The organism is Lentzea terrae, from assembly GCF_003265345.1.
Taxonomy (GTDB): Bacteria; Actinomycetota; Actinomycetes; order Mycobacteriales; family Pseudonocardiaceae; genus Lentzea; species Lentzea terrae.
Map to the genome: position 1 here is coordinate 49,381 of NZ_QFWW01000001.1, position 21,442 is coordinate 70,822.

The 21,442-nt window shown below is 69.0% G+C and carries 13 protein-coding genes; 7 read left to right on the top strand and 6 right to left on the bottom strand.

The features are described 5' to 3' along the window. Positions 1-93: 93 nt before the first annotated feature. A complete protein-coding gene (locus DI276_RS00185; protein ID WP_198680376.1) occupies positions 94-2,061 on the bottom strand; it encodes a hypothetical protein in 1,968 nt (655 codons plus the stop codon). A 340-nt stretch (positions 2,062-2,401) separates the two neighbouring features. Here DI276_RS00185 and DI276_RS00190 point away from each other — a divergent pair, with 340 nt between their 5' ends. From DI276_RS00190 to DI276_RS00210, 5 genes are all read left to right on the top strand, one after another. Then, positions 2,402-3,355 (top strand): carbohydrate ABC transporter permease, encoded by a 954-nt coding sequence (locus DI276_RS00190; protein ID WP_112261194.1) that lies wholly within the window; start codon positions 2,402-2,404, stop codon positions 3,353-3,355. Next, entirely contained in the window at positions 3,345-4,175 is an 831-nt protein-coding gene (locus DI276_RS00195) for a carbohydrate ABC transporter permease (protein ID WP_112261195.1), read from the top strand. The genes DI276_RS00190 and DI276_RS00195 overlap by 11 nt, the downstream gene beginning before the upstream one ends. A 30-nt stretch (positions 4,176-4,205) precedes the next feature. Next, positions 4,206-5,507, top strand: coding sequence for an ABC transporter substrate-binding protein (locus DI276_RS00200; RefSeq protein ID WP_112261196.1), 1,302 nt, complete (start codon positions 4,206-4,208; stop codon positions 5,505-5,507). 7 nt (positions 5,508-5,514) lie between these two features. Beyond that, positions 5,515-9,600 (top strand): glycoside hydrolase family 38 N-terminal domain-containing protein, encoded by a 4,086-nt coding sequence (locus DI276_RS00205; RefSeq protein WP_198680377.1) that lies wholly within the window; start codon positions 5,515-5,517, stop codon positions 9,598-9,600. Between the two features lie 99 nt (positions 9,601-9,699). Next, entirely contained in the window at positions 9,700-12,174 is a 2,475-nt protein-coding gene (locus DI276_RS00210) for a M14 family zinc carboxypeptidase (protein WP_408610488.1), read from the top strand. A 49-nt stretch (positions 12,175-12,223) separates the two neighbouring features. Here DI276_RS00210 and DI276_RS00215 read toward each other — a convergent pair whose 3' ends face one another. From DI276_RS00215 to DI276_RS00235, 5 genes are all read right to left on the bottom strand, one after another. Further along, positions 12,224-13,750, bottom strand: a complete 1,527-nt coding sequence (locus tag DI276_RS00215; protein ID WP_112261198.1) for a glycoside hydrolase family 43 protein — start codon at positions 13,748-13,750, stop codon at positions 12,224-12,226. A gap of 13 nt (positions 13,751-13,763) precedes the next feature. After that, positions 13,764-14,783: an endo-1,4-beta-xylanase gene (locus DI276_RS00220; protein ID WP_112261199.1), complete on the bottom strand. Its 1,020-nt coding sequence runs from the start codon at positions 14,781-14,783 to the stop codon at positions 13,764-13,766. Positions 14,784-14,891: 108 nt separating this feature from the next. Then, entirely contained in the window at positions 14,892-15,707 is an 816-nt protein-coding gene (locus DI276_RS00225; RefSeq protein WP_112261200.1) for a carbohydrate ABC transporter permease, read from the bottom strand. 1 nt (position 15,708) lies between these two features. After that, positions 15,709-16,683: a carbohydrate ABC transporter permease gene (locus DI276_RS00230; protein WP_112261201.1), complete on the bottom strand. Its 975-nt coding sequence runs from the start codon at positions 16,681-16,683 to the stop codon at positions 15,709-15,711. Continuing rightward, positions 16,683-17,966 (bottom strand): ABC transporter substrate-binding protein, encoded by a 1,284-nt coding sequence (locus DI276_RS00235; protein ID WP_112261202.1) that lies wholly within the window; start codon positions 17,964-17,966, stop codon positions 16,683-16,685. Before DI276_RS00235 ends, DI276_RS00230 begins: the two co-directional genes overlap by 1 nt. 133 nt (positions 17,967-18,099) lie before the next feature. Between DI276_RS00235 and DI276_RS00240 the strand changes: the two genes are divergently transcribed. Both DI276_RS00240 and DI276_RS00245 read left to right on the top strand, forming a co-directional pair. Beyond that, positions 18,100-19,113, top strand: coding sequence for a LacI family DNA-binding transcriptional regulator (locus tag DI276_RS00240; RefSeq protein ID WP_112261203.1), 1,014 nt, complete (start codon positions 18,100-18,102; stop codon positions 19,111-19,113). Positions 19,114-19,127: 14 nt separating this feature from the next. Further along, entirely contained in the window at positions 19,128-21,431 is a 2,304-nt protein-coding gene (locus DI276_RS00245; RefSeq protein WP_112261204.1) for a beta-xylosidase/alpha-l-arabinosidase, read from the top strand. Positions 21,432-21,442 lie beyond the last annotated feature (11 nt).

Here is a 21,442-nt window from a genome sequence, read left to right on the forward strand (position 1 = left end):
CGAAGGACACTGTGGCGGCACGGCGATTTTGGTGCACAATACGCAACGGAACGTGACCGTACTCGAAGTAGAGGTGATGTGAGCGTTAACAGTTCACGCGACGCTGAGCCGCAGCACCGGCTCGCCGCCCACATCACCGGCCGGGTGTCCCACCAGTGCGGTGAAGAACGGGGTGCGCACCCGCACGCCGTCGAGCGGCTCGTCGGCCGACACCTCGAACGCGCCGGGATCGGTTCCGTAGCAGAGGGCGAAGACGGCCCGGCCGTGCGGCGCGTCGGCGATCGGCTCGGCCAGCACGTGGTTCGTCGCGATCACCCGGCGCCAGCCCTCATCGGGGTTGCCGTAGCCCCTCGGGTCGTCGCCGAGCCAGAACGACAGCTGCTCCTGGGTCATCCCGGCGGTCCGCGGGTTGTTGAAGTACGCGGGACCGTCCGGCGGGTTCTCCACCCGCAGACCGGCGGCCGAGCTCAGCGCCAGCCCGCCCGCGAGCAGCGTTCCCTTGGTGGGCAGCGCTCGCCACGCCTCGGCGAGGTCGAACGGTTCCCCGTCCGGCTCGCTGACCGTCCGGATGCGACGTTGCCGCGCGCCTTCCGCGCTCGCGTAGGGCAACCCTGCGAGGAAGGTCAGCTCCGCGTTCAGGGGCAGCGCGGTGCGGTCGAGCACGGCGATCAGGCAGAGGCGTTCGCCGTCGGTGACGTAGAGCTGCTGCACGGAGAGCATGACCTGGTCGCAGGTCACCACGGCCTTGGTCACCAGCTTGGCGCCCAGCCCGCCGTCGGTCACGTCCCGCACGCGGACCGGGCCGAGCGGCCGGGTGAGCAGCGTCCTCCTGCCGTCGGCGTAGCGCACCAGCGGTCCGATGCCGTGCTGGTGGTCGACGATCGACTCGATCACCGCGGTGCCGCCGGCGTCGATCAGGTACGGGGTCAGCTGCCCGGTGAGCGACACCGAGACCTCCCCGTGCCGCAGCGAGTAGCGGGTGTGCACGGGTTTCCCGGACGGCGCGCGGTACCACCGGTGCTCGTCGAGGAAGAACCACACGGTGGCGAACGCGAAGTGCCCGCTCGGCACGCCGGGCGTGGCGGCGCAGTAGTGGGCCACTCGCCGGTCGCCCAGGTAGCGGCCGAGCTCGGCCCCGATGCGGCCGCTGAAGAACCGCAGGCCGAGCATGCCCTCGCAGCCGCAGTGCTGCTCGCTGTAGCGGGGCCCGCCGTAGTCGAAGCCGCGCGCCGACAGCCGCATCTCCAGGTGCCGCGCGATCTCGTCGCCGTCGTCGAGGAAGCACTGCTCGCCGCTCACCTGGTAGGCCCTCGCCAGGAACGTGAGGGAGATCGGCAGGTAGTTCTGGTCGTGCCCGGCGCCGTGCTCGACCGGCAGCCGCAGCTCGCGGTCGACGATCCGCTTGGCCCTGATCTCGCTGTGGTACAGGAACATCGCGACGTCCACGATGGACTTTTCGGACAACAGCCGCCCGAGCGTCAAACCGGCCACCACGGCACCGATCGCCTGGTTCGCCGTCTGCTGGGGGTTGAACATGCTCGCCTCGGTGAGCCAGCGCCAGTAGCCGACCGCCACCTCCGACAAAGCTGCCCACTGGCCCTCGGTGATCACCTCGCGGCCGAACTCGAGCACGTTCACCGCGTGCAGCAACGCCCACACGGTGCTCGGCCAGTCGCCGAACGGATGTTCGCCGGTCTCGAGAACGTAACGGGCGTACGGCAGACCGCTGTCCCGCACGAGCAGGAACGGCTCGCCGGGGTTGTCGGTGCGGAAGACCCGTTCGGCCAGCACGAAGTCCAGCCCGCGCCGTGCGGCGTCGCGCAGCTCGGGATCACGGCGGTCGCCGCGGCGCCAGGCCAGGCACAGCAACGACACCACGCCCAGCGTCATGTCACCGATGTCGTCGACGACGGACTGATCTTCGAAGTTCCCGTCGGGCCGCTGGCGCGCGATCGCCTGGCCCACCGCCTCGGCGAGCACCACCCGCAGCTCTCCGTCGTCGTCGGGCAAGTCGTGCACACTGGCGTGCTGGCTCGGCAAATACACCGCGGCGGCGGTCATCGGTACTCCTCGCGGGGCGCTCGCCCAAGATCGTCAGCAGTGGTGGGCGTGCGTGGCCGGAGTGGGTTCCCTCCCCTTCGTTCTCGTGGGCGTTGCGGCTGGGACCCGCCTCGTTGGTTTAAACGTAAACTTGTTCACCCGGCCGGAGTCAACCCTCAAGTTTCGAAAACTCCTTGGGGAACAAGGTTCCCAGAAGATCTTCTTGACAGCCGGGTAGCCGGTTCCTACAGTCCCGGAAAGCGCTTTCCAGATCCCTGGGACGGACCAACGGAACTGCGCCGTGCGTGGCATCGAGCCCTCGGCTCACCGGTCCATCAATGACGTCCCAGGAGTGGCTCACATGTCGGAGAACAGCGGCACCGCCGTGCTCGATCCGCCGGTCACCGACCGACCGCCCGCACCCGTGCGGCGCAAGCGCAAGCGCCACAAGCACAACCTCGCGGGCTACGGCTTCCTCGCGCCCTGGCTGATCGGCCTGTTCGCGTTCACCCTGATCCCGATGGTGTACTCGCTGTACCTGTCGCTGACGAAGTTCGACCTGCTCACCGCTCCACAGTGGATCGGTTTCGACAACTACGTCCGGTTGTTCTCCGATGAGCGGTATCTGCAGTCCATCAAGGTGACGCTGCTCTACGTGGTGGCGTCGGTGCCGCTCAAGCTCGCCGCCGCGTTGCTCGTGGCCGTGGCGCTCAACCGCGGGCTGAAGGCGCTCGGCTTCTACCGGGCAACGTTCTACCTCCCGTCGCTGCTGGGCGCGAGCGTCGCGGTGTCCGTGATGTGGCGGCAGATCTTCTCGAAGGACGGACTGGTCAACCAGTTCCTCGGGCTGTTCGGCGTCGAGGGCGCGGACTGGATCGGCGACCCGCGGTACGCGATGTGGACGCTGGTGCTGCTGGCCGGCTGGCAGTTCGGCACCCCGATGCTGATCTTCCTGGCCGGGCTCAAGCAGCTGCCGCAGGACCTCTACGAGGCGGCGGCCATCGACGGCGCCGGCCGGTTCACGGTGTTCTTCAAGATCACGCTGCCGCTGCTGTCCCCCATGGTCTTCTTCAACCTCGTGCTGGAGACGATCAACGCGTTCCAGACGTTCACACCGGCCTACGTCATCTCGAACGGGCTGGGCGGTCCGATCGACTCAACCCTGCTCTACACGCTTTACCTGTACCTCAAGGGATTCGGCAGCATGCAGATGGGCTACGCCTCCGCGATGGCGTGGGTGCTGTTCCTGGTGATCGGCCTGTTCACGGCGGTCTACTTCTGGTCGGCCCGGAGGTGGGTGAACTATGCGGAGTAAGAAGAGCCACTGGCGGGCGCACGCCGTGCTGATCGTCGTGCTCGTGGCGATGATCTACCCGATGGTCTGGCTGGTCGGCGCGTCGTTCAAGCCGGAGAACCAGATCTTCAGCACGATGAACCCGCTGCCACTCGCGGTCACCCTCGCCAACTACATCAGCGGCTGGACGGCCACGGGCACCTCGTTCACCGTCTACCTGGGCAACTCGCTGACGGTCTCGCTCTGCACGGTGATCGCGAACGTGGCCTCCTGCTCGGTGGCGGCCTACGCGTTCGCCCGCCTGGACTTCGCGTTCCGCAGGTTCTGGTTCGGGCTGATGCTCGGCACGATGATGCTGCCGTTCCAGGCGACCCTGATCCCCCAGTACACGATCTTCTTCAACCTGAACTGGGTCAACACGTTCCTGCCGCTGGTGGTGCCGTACCTGCTGGCCTACGACGCCTTCTTCATCTTCCTGATGGTGCAGTTCATCCGCGGCATCCCTCGCGAACTGGACGAGGCGGCGGCACTGGACGGCGCCGGCCACGTCCGGGTGTTCTTCAGCGTCATCCTGCCGCTGCTGAAACCGGCGTTGCTCACCACCACGATCCTGACTTTCATCTGGACGTTCAACGACTTCCTGCGTCAGCTGGTCTACCTGTCCGACCACTCGCGCTACACCGCGCCGCTGGGTCTCAACGCGTTCGTCGACCGTGCCAGCGGGTCCAGTTACGGCGGCATGCTCGCGATGTCGGTGGTCACGCTCGTGCCCACCGTCGCCGTCTTCCTCGTCTCACAACGCCGTCTCGTCGAGGGCGTCGCCACCACCGGCATCAAGTAACGCCTTTTCGCCGCCAAGAAAGGGAAACACATGTCCATTTCCAGGAGAGGCCTCTTCGGCCTGGCCGGTGGTCTCGCCGCCGCCTCCGTCGCCGGGTGCGGTTTCGCGCCCACCAGCAGTGGCGGCGCGGCGAACAACTCGCTGACCTTCCGCTGGTGGGGCGGCGAGGCGCGAAACAAGGCGTACCAGAGCGCCCTGCAGATCTTCACGCAGAAGAACGGCACCAAGGTCGACGCCCAGTACTCCGGTTACGACGGGTACTTCAACAAGCTCAACACCGAGTTCGCCGGCGGCAACCCGCCGGACCTCTTCCAGATGGACACCGCACTCGTCAGCACCTACGCGGCCAAGGGCGTGCTGACCGATCTCTCCCAGTACATCCCGAACACGATCCACCTGGACACCCTCTACCAGGCGGTACGCGGGGCCGGCGCGGTCGGCGGCAAGACCTACGGCGTGCCGTCCGGGTCCGGCTACGCACCGGTCCTCTACGACAAGACCCTCTTCGAGCAGGCCAAGATCCCAGTCCCCACCGACACCTGGACGTGGGACGACTTCGGCCGCATCGCCGGTGAGATGTCGAAGGCCATGGGACAGGGCAAGTACGGTGCCCTGGACGCGTCCAAGGACGACTCCGGCGCACTGCAGCCGTGGCTGCGGCAGCGCGGCAAGGACCTCTACAACGACGAGGGCAAGCTCGCGTTCACCAAGGACGACCTCGCCGAGTGGTTCGCCATGTGGGACAAGCTGCGCAAGGCCGGTGCGATCTGCCCGCCCGAGATGCTGGCCAACACCGACTCCGCGGCCGGCAACCACCCGCTGATCTCGGGCAACATCGCGATGACCACCGGCTGGGGCCTCGCGCAGATGCAACCGCTGACCCAGCACACGCTCGACATCGTGGTGGTGCCACGCGGGAGCAACGGCAAGACGGGACAGGCGCTCAACGGCGGCGTGCTGCTGTGCATTCCGGCCAAGAGCAAGAACCCGGAGGCTGCGGCCAAGCTGATCGACCTCTTCGTGAGTGACGTCGACGCGATCAAGGCGATGGCCCTGTCGCGCGGCATCCCGCCGTCGTCCAAGGCGCTGGAGGCCTTGACACCGTCGCTGAGCGCGGCGGACAAGCGGGACGTCACGTACTCGCAGTACGTCGCCGACGAGGTGGCGAAGGACGGCCTGCCCAACGCTCCGACCGCGCCGCCCGGTTACAACGACGCGAAGACGGCACTGGACGCGGCGGCCAAGCAGGTCGCGTTCGGCAAGATGTCGATCCCCGACGCGGTCGCGCAGTACTTCCGCGACGCCGAGGCAGCACTCCAAGGGGCCAAGTAACACCGTGGTGTCAGTTGAAAGCACGGATCTGTTCGTCGGCCCGGTTTCCGCGCCACACCAGCTGATCAGGGTCACGATCACCGTGCCGCGACCCGAACCGGTGTGGGTGCGGATCACCGGGCCCCTGGTCCGCACACCGGAACCCGTGCGGGTGGCGGCAGGCCAGGACGAGGTCGTGGCCGAGGTCGGCGTGGTCTTCTCCGCGCCGACCACGGCGGGCACGACCTATCCGGCGACCGTGCTCGTCGCGCCGGTCAGCGGTGCTCCCCCGTTCGCCTGGGACGTCACGGTGACCGTCGCGGAGACCGGGTGGACGATGTGGATGGTCTCGCACTTCCACTACGACCCGGTGTGGTGGAACACCCAGGCGGGCTTCACCGAGACGTGGCTCGACCTGCCGGGCGCGCAGGCGAAGCGGATGCCGTTCCAGCTCTCGGCGTTCGACCTGGTGCGTGCTCACCTCGACGCGGCGCGGCAGGACGAGGACTACCGGTTCGTGCTCGCCGAGGTCGACTACCTCAAGCCGCACTGGGACGCGTTCCCCGGTGACCGGTCCGACCTGCGGCGGTTCCTGCGCGACGGCAGGATCGAGATCGTCGGCGGCAACTACAACGAGGCCAACACGAACCTGACCCATCCGGAGTCGACCGTGCGCAACGCGGTCTACGGCGTCGGGTTCCAGCGGGACGTGCTGGGCGCCGATCCGCAGAGCGCCTGGATGCTCGACGTGTTCGGGCACGACCCGTCGTATCCGGGGCTGATGGCGGACGCGGGGCTGACGTCGAGCGTCTGGGCGCGCGGCCCGTGGCACCACGTCGGGGCCAAGCGGCACACCGGCGACATCACCAGGATGCAGTTCCCGTCCGAGTTCGAGTGGATCTCGCCCAGCGGCCGCGGCGTGCTCACGGCCTACCTCGCCGACCACTACGTCGCCGGCTGGGACATCGAGCGCAAGTCCACTTTGGACGAGGCGATGGCGGAGGCGTACCGGCAGTTCAGCACGTTGCGCAAGGCCGCGGCCACCCGCAACGTCCTGCTGCCGGTCGGGCACGACCACAACGTGCCGTCCCGGTTCTGCACCGAGATCCACCGCGAGTGGAACGCTCGGTACGTCTGGCCGCGCTTCGTCGTCGGACTCCCCCGCGACTTCTTCGCCGCGGTGCGCGCCGATGCCGAGGCGCGCTCGGTGACGTTCAGCCCGCAGACCAGGGACATGAACCCGGTCTACACCGGCAAGGACGTCTCGTACATCGACACCAAGCAGGCCCAGCGCGCGGCCGAGGTGGCGGTGCTCGACGGCGAGCGGATGGCGGCGCTGACGACGTTGCTCGGCGCGGGCTACCCGGCCCTCGCGCTGGACAAGGCCTGGCGTCAGCTGGTCTACGGCGCGCACCACGACGCCATCACCGGAACCGAGTCCGACCAGGTGTACCTGGATCTGCTCACGGGGTGGCGGGAGGCGGACGAGCTCGGTCGTTCGGTGCTGTCCGACTCGATCTCGGTGCTGGCTTCCGCCGCGGACACCTCCGGTGCGGGCGAGGCCGTGATCGTCGTCAACACGCTGGCCTTCGTCCGTGATGCCGTTGCCACCGTTGACCTTCGCTTGACCGGCTTCAAGGGTGCACGTGTCGTGGACCTCGACGGCGCAGAAGTTCCCGCCGTGACCGACGCGGCGTTGAAGCATCCGGACGGCACGCTCGAACTGACGCTGACGTTCGTGGCGCGGCAGGTGCCGGCGTCCGGCTACCGGGTGTACCGGGTGGTCGACGCGCCCAAGGTGCCGCCGTACTGGATGCCGCGCACCGGTGTGACGATCGAGTCCGAGTCGTTCTTCGTCGAGGCCGATCCCTCGCGCGGCGGAGCGTTGTCCAGCGTGTACGACCGGACGACCGAGCGCGAACTGGTGCGGCCCGGCGGTCTGGCGGCGGAGTTCCTGGTGCAGGACGAACATCCCGGCCACCCGGTGTGGGGCGAGGGGCCGTGGCACCTGCTGCCCAAGGGTCCAGGGGTCACCGCCGGCACGGCCGACGTGCGCATCGAGACGAGCCCGGTCGGCCAGCGCCTCGTCAGCTCCTGTTCGCTCAGCGGGCTGCGGCTCACCCAGCGCGTGACGCTGTGGCACGGGCTGCCGCGCGTCGACATCCGGTCCTTCGTGGACGGTTCGATCGGCCACGACCGGTTGCTGCGCAGCCGGTTCGCCTTCGACCTGCCGGGCACGCTGCCCGTGGCCGAGGTGGGCTTCGCCGCGGTGGGCCGCTCGTTCGGCTTCCCGGACGTCGACGCCGCCAAGCACCTGTGGACGCTGGACAGCCCCGCGCACACCTGGGCGGGTCTCTCCACCCCGGTCCGGTTGCGGCTGTCCAACGGCGTTCTGCACGCGATCGGTGTCGCGGAAGTCGTCGCCGAGGACGGGCGGGCACTCGTGGCCGCCCTGGTCGCCAAGGGTGTCACCGCCACGTGCACCCGTCCGGCCGGTCCGCGCTACGGCGCTCTCGACGTGGACTCCAACCTGCCGGACGTGCGAATCGTCGTGGGCCACCACGAGTTCACGGCAGCTGTGCTGGACAGTGCGCCCGAGTACCGTGCGGCGCTCGACGCCACCGGCCGGGTTTTCGTGCCGGCATCGCATCCGCGCGCACAGCAGTGGGTCCCGGACGCCGACCTGCGCGGACCGCGTGACCTGCCGGTGCTGATCGTCACCGACGTGGACGCGTTGATCGAGGACCTCGCCGACGCGTGCGTCGAGGTGGCCGGTGACACGACCGATCCGGCCGTCGAGTACTCGGTGGCCGTGGTCAACCGCGGCACGCCGGGGTTCGTCGTCGCACCGGACGGCACGCTGCACGTGTCGCTGATGCGCTCGTGCAGCGGCTGGCCGGCCGGCGTGTGGATCGACGGCGACCGCCGCACGGTGCCGGACGGGTCCAGCTTCGCCTGGCAGCACTGGTCCCACACGTTCGAACTGAGCGTGGTCGCCGGAGCGGGTGACTGGCGCGAGGCCGGGTTCGCCCGCGCGGGCCAGGACGTCAACCACCCGGTGCACGCCGTCCAGGTCGCTTCGACCGGCGGTGACCTGCCGGCCGAACTGAGCCTGCTTTCGGTGTCACCGCCGGACGTGCTGTTGACCGCGGTCAAGGCCCACGGCAACCCGCTCGCTTCCGGTTCGGATGACCACGGCTCGGACCTCTCGGTGCGGTTGTACGAGTCGTCCGGGACGCCGACGACGGCCACGGTCTCGTTGTACGGCGGGCTGGCCGCCGCTCATCGGACAGATTTGTTGGAAGAAAAGGACCTCGAAGCGCTGACAGTCCACTCAGAACACACTTCGGTGGAACTGAGTGCAGCCGACGTCGCGACCCTGCGCCTGATTCCCACCGCCGCGCGCCCCCACACACCGGTCGAATCGCTCGAACCCGTCCAGCCGATCTGCACGAAGTACTGGCGCCACAACTCCGGGCCGGCCCCGATCGGCAACCTGCCGGTCTCCGTGCACATCACCCCGTCCTTCACCCGGCTCGCCCCAGGCGAAACCGGCGCAGCCCGGATCACCGTGAGCTGCGGCACCACCCCCGCCAAGGGCCGCGTCGACTTCACCGACGGCCAGTCGTGGGACTACGACCTCGCCTCAGGTGAGTACGCCGAGTTCACCGCGACCCTGAAACCCAGGCCGGGCCGGCACCTGCACTCCGTCCGCATCCACGACCACCTCGGCCAGGTGCTGGAGGACACCGTCGAGGTCGTCTCCGGTCCCACGACGGAACGGGAGCTCGTCGACGTCCTGCTCCGGGCGGGTGCCCTTCTGCTCGCTCCCGGCGAGCACGCACTGCTGCCGGTGACGCTGCAGAACCGGATGCAGAGCGAGGTGCACGGCGAGGTCACCGTGATCAGCCCGTTCGGCACGTGGGACGACCAGGTCGCGATCGGCCCCCGCACCCAGCCGTTCACGATCCCGCCAGGAGGCAAGATCACCGTGCCGGTGACGGCGACCGCCGCACCCAACGCCCGCCGCGGCGCGCATTGGTGGACGCTCGTGCGGGTGGCCGCCCACGGCAGGTTGTACTACTCCCCTGCGATTCCCGTCAGCGTGCGGTGATCGCCCGCAGCCCGAAACCCTCCGATCGACCCTCAACTGAGACGGCGTTCGTTGCTAACGTCGCACCTCTGATCATCTACGGGGGAATTCGGAGAACTCATCGTGCACGTCCCTGACAGAACAAGGCTGCCCGCATGGCGGACGATCATCGCGCTGGGAGTCAGCGGGATCGTGGTCGCCGGGCTGACCTCGGCGACCGCCACCGCGCAGGACAACACGCTGCGCGCCGACCAGGCCGTCGCGCGCTCGTGCTTCGCGAAGCAGCTCAAGAAGCGCGACCGGGGTGTCGCGTTGCACCAGGTAACGTCCACAGTGGACGGTCTCGTCCAGGCGCGGTTGCGGCCGCACGGCAACGGGTCCGGCGACTGGGACGTCGCCGTGTTCGACCAGGCCACGGGTGCGGTCGTGGCGGCGTCCGCGGCGCTGCGCAGCGCCGAGCTCGCCGAGAGCTTCGTCAAGAAGGGCCAGCAGCTCGTCGTGCAGGCCTGCCGCCTTTCCGGGTCCTCCCGCACCGTCACCCTCGGGGTGGACTTCCTCGCCGTCGCACCACGACCGGCCGGTGAGCAGGCCGAGATCGTGCGCGTGGAAACGCCCACCCGCCAGCAGAAGGACCGGCTGTTCGCGCTCGGCCTCGACGTCACCGAGAAGGCCGACGCCACCGGCGTCGAGGTCGTGCTGGCCGGTGACGCCGACCGCAGGAAGCTGGCCGAGAGCGGCATGCGCTCCACCGTCGTGCAGCCGAACCTCTCGGCGAAGTCGATCGACAACGCGAAGGCGGACGTCGAGTACGACTCCCGCACCGAGAAGTCCGCTCTGCCGTCGGGACGGACCTCCTACCGGCACCTCTACGAGTACGAGTACGAGCTCAAGGAACTGGCCCGCCGCAACCCCGGTCTGGTCAGGGCCTTCACCCTGCCCGAACCCACCTGGGAGGGTCGCGACGTCGTCGGCGTGGAGATCGCCACGCCGGTCGGCAAGGCCGGTGACGGCAAGCCCGTCAACTTCACCATGGGCGTGCACCACGCACGGGAGTGGCCTGCCGGTGAACACGCCGTCGAATGGGCGTACGAGCTGGTGAAGGGCTACCGCGCGGGCGGAGAGCTCAAGTCGCTGGTGCAGAAGACGCGCAGCATCGTGGTGCCGATCGTGAACCCGGACGGGTTCAGCGTCTCCCGCGAGGCCGAGCCCAAGGGCGACTTCAGCCAGTTCGACTACGAGATGAAGCGCAAGAACTGCAACGTGTCCGACTCCCCGGAGGAACTGCGCACCGGTGCCTGCGGCGCGAACCCCGGCGGCCGGCTGCGCGGCACCGACCCCAACCGCAACTACGCGGGTTTCTGGGGCGGCGCCGGAGCGTCCTTCCAGTGGAGCAGCGACACCTACCGCGGTTCCGGGCCGTTCTCCGAGCCGGAGACCCGCAACGTCCGCTCGGTCATCGCCAACCACGCGGTGACCAACCTGATCACGCTGCACACCTACTCGAACCTGATTCTGCGCGTGCCGGGCGTCGCGGACGCCCGCCCGCCGCTGGAGGAGCCGGCCTACCAGGCACTCGGCGAGAAACTGGCTTCCCGCAACGGTTACAAGAACCAGCCGTCGTGGCAGCTGTACGACACGACCGGCGGCCTGGAGGACTGGTCGTACTACGCGACCGGCGGCTGGGCGTTCACCTTCGAGGTCGGCCCGGACGAGTTCCACCCGCAGTTCAGCAAGGTCGTCGCCGAGTACGCGGGCCTCGCCCCTGCGGCGGGTGAGGGCAAGGGCGGCAACCGGCAGGCGTTCATCGACATGCTGACGAGCACCGCCGACCGCACCGCGCACGCCACCCTCACCGGTACGGCGCCCAAGGGCTACAAGCTCCAGGTGCGCAAGGCTTTCAGCACGCCGACCTCGCGGGTGATCCAGCCCGGCGGCACCACGTCCGACCCGATCCAGTGGGCCGACGTGATCAAGTCCGACCTGGTGAGCAACGGCGGGAAGTTCAACTGGGCGGTCAACCCGTCGACCCGCCCGTACGTCGCGGGCCGCTACGGCCGCGACCCGCAGGGCCCGGCGCAGGGCCAGATCACCCTGGCCAACCCGGACGGCGTTCCGGCGACCAACACCGACTTCCCGAACAACCCGGTCGCGGAGCGCATTCCGTTCCGCGTCGAGGGCGTGCCCACCGCGGACAACGGGAAGATGGAGGTCAGCGTCGGCTGGGGTACCGCCGGTACCGACTGGGATCTCTACGTGTTCGACTCGGCCGGCAACATCGTCACGTCGTCGGCCTCCGGTGGCACCAACTCCGAGAAGGCCACGCTGTACGACCCGCCCGCCGGTGACTACACCGCCGTGCTGGTCAACTACTCGCAGGCCGATCCGGCGAAGACGGACGACTGGGCCGGCCTGAAGGTCCAGTTCTCCTCACCGCTGCCGATGACCTACGGTCCCAAGGAGCCGTACACGCTCACGTGCAGCGACTCGCGCGGCCGGCTCGTCGGGCTCGCGGAGATCTACGTCGACCGGGGCAAGACGACCGATGTCGGTGAGGTCTGCACCCGCTCGGCCAGGGCTGCCAAAGAAAGCAGGTAGTCGTGACTGACGAAGGCGGACGGTCGTGTCCGCCTTCGTCAGGCTGGTGTCAGCTCCCGGTCTGGCCGAGAGCACGATAGGTGAAGTCGCTGAAGTCGGCCCACGAGGCGCTCGGTGCGCCGTTGCTGGTCGCGTAGAGTCCGATGTGGACTCCCGTGAACCCGCCGGCGACCGGCGTGCTGAGCACCCGCCCGTCGAACGGTGCGCCCAGCGGAAGCCCTGCGACCAGCGCCTGGTGCTCCTGCCCGCGTGCTTCCACGCCCAACTGCACCGCACCCTCGCCAACTGTGGTCTTGGCGAGCAGTTCGTCGTGCCCGCCGACGCGGCGCACCAGGGTCACCTGGCGGTCGGCGCCCAGCAGCAGGCGGACGTGGTGGTCGTTGTTCTGCAGGAGCACGATGCCGGCGGCTTCGGAAGGCCCGGCCGCAGCGAACTCCAGCACGCACGAGACGTGGAAGTCCTGGTGCTGCTGGCGCCGCACGACCACGCTCGGGTTGACGGGATCGGTGATCGACTCCGGCCGCACGCGCAGACGCAGGTGACCTGGTCGTTCGAGCGACCAGAACTCGGTCTCCGGCGTGCGCAGGAACATCCAGGCCGGATCCAGCTCCGGCGACGAGAAGTCGTCGGCCACCGCGGGCCACGGGTGCGGGGGCAGGTCCGGCACGGGATAAGCGGCCTCGACCCGGCCGGTGCCGGGGCTGAAAACGGGACCGTCCGCCTCCCACGACACCGGGACGAGGAAGGTCTCGCGTCCCAGGTTGTAGTAGTAGCCGCCGTACGGACGGGTCGCCAGCAGCACCGCGTACCACTGGCCGTGCTGCGTGCACACCAGGTCCGCGTGCCCCGTCGCCGCGATCGGGTGTGCTCGCCCGAGGTGGCGGTGGGTCAGCACGGGGTTGCGCGGTGAGCCCCGGTACGGACCGGTGACCTCGTCGGCGAACGCCACGACCACGGAGTGCTCGAAGTCCGTGCCGCCTTCCGCGCACACCAGCACGTACTGACCATCCACTTTGTACAGATGGGGCGCTTCGGCCCAGCGCGCGTCGACCAGCGCGCCGCGGAACAGCACGTGCTCGGCGCCGACCAGCGAGAGTGACTCGATGTCGAACTCGCGCAGGTACACCTCGGTCCGGCCGTCGCGGATCTCGCGGGTCGCGGTCCACCACGCCCGCCCGTCGTCGTCGAAGAACAGCGAGGGGTCGAACCCGTCGGCCTCCGGCAGCCACTTGGGCTCGGACCAGTCGCCCGCTGGATCCGTTGCGGTCACGACGAAGTTCCCGCTCTGCCGGGTGCCGTGGACCAGGGTGCACACCACGTAGAACACGCCGTCGTGGTGACGGATCGTCGGCGCGTACAACCCGCCGGAGGCGCGCACGCCCTGCAGCGGCAGTTGGGACGGCCGGTCCAGCACGTGGCCGAGCTGCCGCCAGTGCACCAGGTCCCTGCTGTGGTACAGCGGCAGTCCCGGGAAGTACTCGAAGGTGGACGTGACCAGGTAGTAGTCCGGTCCCACCCGGCACACCGACGGATCGGGGTGTGAGCCGGGCAGGATCGGGTTCGTGAACTGTGCCAAGTGGACGCTCCCGTTAGGGGTTGATCCGGTTGTACGCCGGTTTCGGCCTCAGGTTGGTGTCGAAGAGACACGCAGCGCCCTCACCGGGGAACGTGCCGGGCACCCACGAGTGCCGGTCGGTGTAGCCCCACGTGGTGAACTCGACGCACCGGGAGACGGCGTGGCAGTCGTCCCAGATCTGCTTGTACATGGTCGCCTGCTGGTTCAGCTTCGCCGAGTCGGCCGGCAGCTGGATGCGCACGTCGGCCTCGGTGATCGCGATGTCGACGCCGAGAGCGGCCAGCCGCTGGAGGTTCTGCCGGAAACCGGACGGGTAGCCGTACCGGGTCGCCAGGTGCGTCTGGATGCCCACGCCGTCGATCGGCACGCCCTGTTGCTTGAGCGTGCGCACGAGGTTGTAGACGGCGTTGCTCTTGGCGTTCATGCCTTCGGTGTTGTAGTCGTTGATGTAGAGCTTGGCCGACGGGTCGGCGGCGCGGGCCGCGCGGAACGCCTCGGCGACGAAGCCGTCACCCAGCCGCTGCTGGAAGATCGACTGCCGGCGCGTGCCGTTCTCCTCGAAGATCTCGTTGACGACGTCCCACGCGCGGATCTTGCCGCGGTAGCGGCCCATCTCGGTGTTGATGTGCTCCCGGACCACGTTGCGCAGCTCACCGCCGCCGAGGTTGTTCAGCCAGCCGGGATACTGGCTGTGCCACACCAACGTGTGCCCGCGCACGGACTTCCCGTTCTGCTGGGCGTAGTTCACGATCGCGTCCGCACCGGACCAGTTGAACTGGTTGCGGTTCGGTTCGACCACCGCCCACTTCATCTCGTTCTCGGGCGTCACGCTGTCGAACTCGCGGGTCAGCACCGACCGGTAGTCCGCCTGACTGCCCAGCGGACCTGCGGCCACCGCACTACCCACGTACCTGTTCGTGATGTCCTTCAACGGCCCGGCGGCCGATGCGGGGACCGCCTGGCCCGCCGCGATCGCGGCCGCCGCCGCCGCGATCGCGAGGAACCGCTGGGTCCTGGGTAAGCGCAACATCATTGTCGCTCCTTGGGGGTTGGCTGTATTTCTCTCCTGCGGTCAGAAGTGATGTGAAGGCAGCCCGACAACGCCGATCACCTACCGGGTGGCGGTGCCGGTCGCGACAGGTCAGCCCTTCACCGAACCGGTGAGGCCGCCGACCATCCTGCGTTCGGCGAGCACGAAGAACGTGAGCGCCGGGATCATGGACAGCGCGGTGAACGCGAGGATCTTCGCGGTGTCCTGGCTGTGCTCGGACTGGAACATCGCCACGCCGAGCGGGAGCGTGAAGTTGGTGGAGTCGTTGAACACGAGCAGCGGCAACAGGAAGAAGTTCCAGCTGCTGACGAACGCGAGCACGGACACGGTGGCCAGCGCGGGCCTCGACAGCGGCAGCAGGATGCGCCAGAAGAAGCCGAGCTTGGCCGTTCCGTCGAGCAGGGCGGCGTCCTCGAGCTCCGCGGGGATCGCGTTCATGAACGGCCGCAGGATCACGATCGTGATCGGCAGGGAGAACGCCGCTTCCGGAATGGCTACGCCGAGCGGGTTCTCCAGCAGCCCGAGCTGGCGCAACCACAGGTACAACGGCAGCGTCGCCACCCCGAGCGGGAACAGCAGACCGAGCGTGAACAGCGTGTAGAACGCCTCACGGCCCCGGAACGCGTAGCGGGACAACGCGAACGCCGCCATCGAGCCGAACCCGACCGCGAGCGTCGTCGCGATCACCGCGATCAGCGCGCTGTTGCCCAGCAACCGCCAGAACTGCGCGGATCCGAGCACCTCGAGGTAGTTGTCCCACACCCACGGACCGGGCAGGCCGGCCGGTGCGCGGTTGATCTGCGCCGTGGTGCGGAACCCGCCCAGGATGACGAACAGCAACGGCACCACCGTGATGCCGATGACGGCGAACGCGGCGAGATAGCCGACTCCGTTGCGACGGGACATCTCAGTTCACCGCCCTGGTCAACGCGCCGTCGGTGTCCCGGCGCAACGCGAACCTCTGGTACAGCAACGCGAACGTGAAGCAGATGATGAACAGGATCACCGCGACCGCGCTGCCGAAGCCGAACTCGTACCGCTTGAACCCGTGGTCGATCAGGTAGGTCGCCATGGTCGTGGACGCGTTGGCCGGCCCGCCCAGCGTCATGATCCAGACGAGGTCGAACAGCTGCAGCGACCCGATCACCGCCAGGAAGATCCAGACCCGGATCGTCGGCCCCAGCAACGGGAGCACGACGTGCCGGGTGACCTGCCAGCTGGACGCGCCGTCGAGCGCGGCGGCCTCCCGCAGCTCCGCCGGGATGCCCTGCAGCCCGGCCAGGAGCAGGATCACGCCGAACCCGATGTACTTCCACGTGATCACCACGAACAGCGTGTAGAGCACGATCTTCGGGTCGGCGAGCCACTGCTGCACGGCCCAGCCGAGGCCTGCCCCGCGCAACACCTGGTCGACGAATCCGCCCGGTTGCAGCATCAGCAGCCAGATCACCGCCGTCACCGCCTCGGACAGCACGTACGGCGCGAAGACCACCATCCGCAGGAACGTCCGGCCGCGCAGCCTCCGGTTCAGCAGCAGCGCGAGGCCGATGCTGAGCGGGAGCTGCACGACGACCGTCAGCGTCGCGATGATCAGGTTGTGCCCGATGGCGCCCCGGAACACCTCGCCGGAGAAGGCGTCGACGTAGTTGTCCAGGCCGACGAACTCCGTCAGCGGGCCGAACCCGTTCCACGAGTACAGGCTGTAGAACGCGGCCACGCCGATGGGGACCAGCACGAACCCCACGAACAGCACCAAGCCCGGTGCCAGCAGGAGAGCGAGTTCCAGGCGTGTGCGTGTGCGGGACCGCCGTGGGGTGCCCCCAGCCCGCGGCGCGTGCGAGCTGGGGGCGGTCAACGGCCGCGCGCTGGTCGCGGTGCTCATCACTTGTTCCCGGCGGCTGCCTTGGTCACCGACTGCACGATGGTGTCCGGACCGCCTTGGCCTGCGAAGAAGTTGGCGATGGCGTCGTTCAGCGCCTGTCCGACGTTGGTCGGGAAGGCGATGTCGAGGTAGAACTGCAGGTGCGGCGCCTTCGCCGTGTACTCGGCGATCTGCTTGTGCGTCTCGGTCTTCAGCGACGCCACCGCGGCCGGGTGCACCGGCAGGCCGGAGCCCGTCGCGGCGAGCTTCTTCTGCACCTCTTCGCCCACCAGGTAGCCGAGGAAGTCCGCGCACGCCTTGGCCGCTCGCGAGGTGCAGGAGAAACCGTCACCGCCGCCGAGCACCGCGTTCGGGTCGCCCTGTCCGCCCGGCACCGAGGGGAACGGGAACCAGCCGATCTTCGAGTCCAGGTTCTTGTCCTCGGACAGGGCCTGCATGACGTCCGGGTTCCAGTCGCCCTGCAGTTCCATGGCCGCCTGGCCGTTCGCGAGCATGCCGGCCGAGCTGCCGGCGCCCTGCTGGGCCGGCGTGCCGACGAAGCCGTCCTGGAACGGCTTGGTGTCGAGGAACGTCTTGAGGTTCTCGCCGGCCTTGGTGAAGCACGGGTCGCTGAGCTCGGTCTTCTCGACGGCCTTCTTCAGCGCGTCGACCGAGCACTGGCGGATCGCGAAGTAGTTGTAGTAGAACGCGTCCGGCCAGCGGTCCTTGCCGCCGACGGCGATCGGCACCAGCTTCGCGGCCTTCAGCTTGGCCACGGCCGCGTTCAGCTCGTCCAATGTGGACGGCGGGCTGGTGACGCCGGCGGTGGCGAAGAGGTCCTTGCGGTACCAGAACCCGACGGCGTGCATCTGGTACGGCACGCCGTACTGCTTGCCGTCGACCTGCCAGCCCTTCGCCGACTGGCCGAGCGGGCCGATCCAGCTCGACGACGCCTGCGTGATGTCGCCGAGCTTGCCGGAGGTGAGCTGCGACTTCAGCGAGCCGCCGCCCCACTGCTGGAAGATGTCCGGCGGTGTGTTGCCCTGCAGGGCCAGCGGCATCTTCGTCTGGAACTGCTCGTTCTGCAACGGCTCGATCGTGAACGAGACGTCCGGATGGCTCTTGTGGAAGTCGTCGGCGATCTGCTGCCAGAGCGACTTCATCGGTTCGGTGGTCCGGTTGTGCCACCAGGTGAGCGTGACCGGACCGTTCGCTGATGCGTCGCCGCCAGAGCCGCTGCACGCGGCAAGCACGAGCGTCGCTGCGGCGGCGAGAGCGACGGACAACTTGTGCACAGAACGCATTGGGGTCCACTCCTGACGACGTCGGCCGAGTTGGACGGAGAGAAATGGTGCGTGCGACGGCAGTGAGAATTCCGCGTCGATCCCGCTGTGTCAATCGTTGTCGATAACGTTTTACACGGCTAGTCTCAGCCCCGTGCCCCCACGCTCTCGCGTCACGATCCGTGACGTCGCCGCTCAGGCCGGCGTCTCGGTCGCCACCGTGTCCAAGGTCCTCAACCAGCGCTACGGCGTCTCCGCCGACACGTTCGCGCGGGTGCAGGCCGTGATCAAGGAGCTGGGGTACGAGGCGAGCCTGGTCGCGCAGAGCCTGCGCAACCACCGCACGAACGTCATCGGGATCCTGGTCGCCGACATCGAGCCGTTCAGCACCGAACTGCTCAAGGGCGCGGCGGATGCCATCCGCGGCACCGGTTTCGAGCTGGTCGTGTACTCGGCCGGCGGTCGCACCGGTGATCCGCAGGGCTGGGAGCAGCGGTACCTGACGCGTCTCAGCGGCACACTGGTCGACGGCGCCGTGCTCGTCACGCCCGCGGTCGACCTCGAAGAACTCCCAGGCACGCCGGTCGTCGCGGTCGACCCGCACACCGGACGCGCGGCGCTGCCGACCATCGACTCCGACAACCTCAACGGCGGGCGGCTCGCGACCGAGCACCTGCTCTCACTGGGCCACCGCCGGATCGCCCTGCTCACCGGGCGCGCCGACCTGAAGTCGGCCCAGCAACGGGAAACCGGCTACCGCCGCGCGCTGGTGGCCGCCGGGGTCCCGGTGGACGAGAACCTGATCCGGCGCGGTGAGTACGACCACGACGTGGCCGCCGACTCGGCACGGGAACTGCTGAGCGAACCTGACCGTCCGACAGCGGTGTTCGCCGCCAACGACATCACCGCGATCGCGACGATCGAGACCGCGGTGAGCCTCGGCCTCCGGGTGCCGGACGACCTCTCGGTGGTCGGGTTCGACAACATCCCGGAGTCCGCCCTGGCCACCCCGCCGCTGACCACGGTGCGCCAGCCGATCCGCGAGATGGGCCAGCGCGCGGTCACGTTGCTGGTGCGGCTCATCAACGGCGAGACGCCGGACGAAACCCACATCACGCTCGGCACGGACCTGGTCGTCCGGCACTCCACCCGCGCACTGCCCTCCTGACCCCTGGAGTTTCCGTGACGACAGAAGCCTCCTCACCGGTCGAGCTCTGGCGCGATGCGCGCGCCGCACCCGCCGACCGCGTGCGCGACCTCATGGCGCGCATGACCTTGCGCGAGAAGGTCGCCCAGCTCTACGGCATCTGGGTCGGCATCGACTCCGGCGGCGAAGTGGCGCCGCACCAGCACGATCTCATCGCGGAGCCGCCGGACTTCGACGAGCTGACCCGGCACGGCATCGGCCAGCTCACCCGCGTCTTCGGCACCCGCCCGATCGCGCCGGAGGTGGGCGCGCACAGCCTCGCCCGCAGCCAGCGGCAGATCATCTCGAGCAGCCGGCTCGGGATTCCCGCGATGGTGCACGAGGAATGCCTCACCGGCCTGGCCGCGTGGCAGGCGACGGTGTACCCGTCCCCGCTGTGCTGGGGTGCGAGCTTCGAACCGGATCTGGTGCGGCGCATGACCGAACGCATCGGCCGCTCGATGCGCCGCCTCGGCGTCCACCAGGGTCTCGCCCCCGTGCTGGACGTTCCGCGCGACCTGCGTTGGGGGCGCGTGGAGGAGAGCATCGGCGAGGACCCGCACCTCGTCGGCACGATCGGTGCCGCCTACGTCACCGGGCTCGAGTCGGCGGGTGTGGTGGCGACGCTGAAGCACTTCGCGGGCTATGCGGCGTCCCGCGCCGGCCGGAACATGGCACCGGTGTCGATCGGCCCGCGCGAGTTGGCGGACGTCGTGCTGCCGCCGTTCGAGATGGCGTTGCGCGCCGGGGCTCGGTCGGTGATGAACTCCTACACGCACAACGACGGTGTACCGGTCGCCGCCGACCCCGCGATGCTGACCGACTTGCTGCGCGACGAGTACGGCTTCACCGGCACGGTGGTCGCCGACTACTTCGCGGTGACGTTCCTGGACAAGCTGCACAGCGTGGCGAGCGGCCGCGCGGACGCCGCCGCGCAGGCGCTCACCGCGGGCATCGACGTCGAACTGCCCACTGTGGACTGTTACGGCGACCCCCTGCTGGCCGAGGTCGAGTCCGGCGAGGTCTCCGTCGCACTCGTCGACCGGGCGCTGGAACGCGTGCTGCGCCAGAAGTGCGAGCTCGGTCTGCTCGACCCGGACTTCAACCCCGAGCCCGACACGGACATCGACCTCGACGACGCGGACTCCCGCGCGCTTGCGTTGCAGCTGGCCGAACGCTCGATCGTGTTGCTGCACAACAACGGTGTGCTGCCGTTGGCCGAACGGCGCCGCGTCGCGGTCGTCGGCCCGCGGGCGAGCGATCCCGGCGCGATGCTGGGCTGCTACTCGTTCCCACTGCACGTCGGCGTGCACCACCCGGACGTGCCGATGGGCGTCGAGGTGCCCACGCTGCTGGACGCGCTGCAGTCGGAGCACGACGTCGTGTTCGCGCTGGGCTGTCCGGTGCTCGGCGGCACCGACGAGGAGATCCAGGAAGCCGTCGACGCCGCCCGCTCGGCGGAGGTCTGCGTCCTGGTCCTCGGCGACCAGGCCGGCCTGTTCGGCGGCGGCACGTCCGGCGAGGGTTGCGACGCGACCGACCTCCGCCTGCCCGGCCGGCAAGAAGAGCTGCTCGAAGCCGTGCTCGCCTCCGGAACCCCGGTCGTGCTGGTGCTGTTGTCCGGCCGGCCGTACGAGCTCTCCCGGCAGATCGACCGGCTCGCCGCCGTCGTCTGCGGCTTCTACCCGGGAGAGGAGGGCGCGGCCGCTTTGTCGGGTGTCCTCAGTGGACGGGTCAATCCGTCCGGCCGGCTCCCGGTCAGCTTCCCCGGCGCCGGTTCGAGCCAGCCGTCGACCTACTTCACCGCGGCGCTCGGTGCGCGCACCGAGATCAGCACGGTGGATCCGACGGCGCTGTTCCCGTTCGGCCACGGGCTGTCCTACGCGCCCGCCACCTGGGCGGTCGTGGACGCCGTGGCGCACGAATGGCCCACCGACGGCACCTGCCAGCTGGTCACCACGCTGCGCAACGACACGGAGATCGCGACCACGGAGGTCGTCCAGATCTACCTGCACGACCCGGTGGCCGAGGTGGCGAGGCCCGTCCGGCAGCTGATCGGCGCGGTGAAGGTCGACCTCGCACCCGGCCAGACCCGCACCGTCACGGCGACCCTGCACGCGGACCTCACCTCCTACACCGGACGGGCAGGTCACCGCCAGGTCGATCCCGGCGACGTCGAGCTGCACGTGGGCAGGTCCAGTGCAGACGTCCACACGGCTGTGCGGCTGACGATGACCGGCCCTCGTCGCCAGGTCGGGTTCGACCGCGTGCTCACGCCGGAGTTCGACCTCGGAGCCTGACACGTTGGCCA

Coding starts and splice junctions, on each gene's coding strand:
- DI276_RS00220 (WP_112261199.1), bottom strand. CDS start 14,783: ATGATGTTGCGCTTACCCAGGACCCAGCGGTTCCTCGCGATCGCGGCG.
- DI276_RS00225 (WP_112261200.1), bottom strand. CDS start 15,707: ATGTCCCGTCGCAACGGAGTCGGCTATCTCGCCGCGTTCGCCGTCATC.
- DI276_RS00200 (WP_112261196.1), top strand. CDS start 4,206: ATGTCCATTTCCAGGAGAGGCCTCTTCGGCCTGGCCGGTGGTCTCGCC.
- DI276_RS00185 (WP_198680376.1), bottom strand. CDS start 2,061: ATGACCGCCGCCGCGGTGTATTTGCCGAGCCAGCACGCCAGTGTGCAC.
- DI276_RS00230 (WP_112261201.1), bottom strand. CDS start 16,683: ATGAGCACCGCGACCAGCGCGCGGCCGTTGACCGCCCCCAGCTCGCAC.
- DI276_RS00190 (WP_112261194.1), top strand. CDS start 2,402: ATGTCGGAGAACAGCGGCACCGCCGTGCTCGATCCGCCGGTCACCGAC.
- DI276_RS00235 (WP_112261202.1), bottom strand. CDS start 17,966: ATGCGTTCTGTGCACAAGTTGTCCGTCGCTCTCGCCGCCGCAGCGACG.
- DI276_RS00195 (WP_112261195.1), top strand. CDS start 3,345: ATGCGGAGTAAGAAGAGCCACTGGCGGGCGCACGCCGTGCTGATCGTC.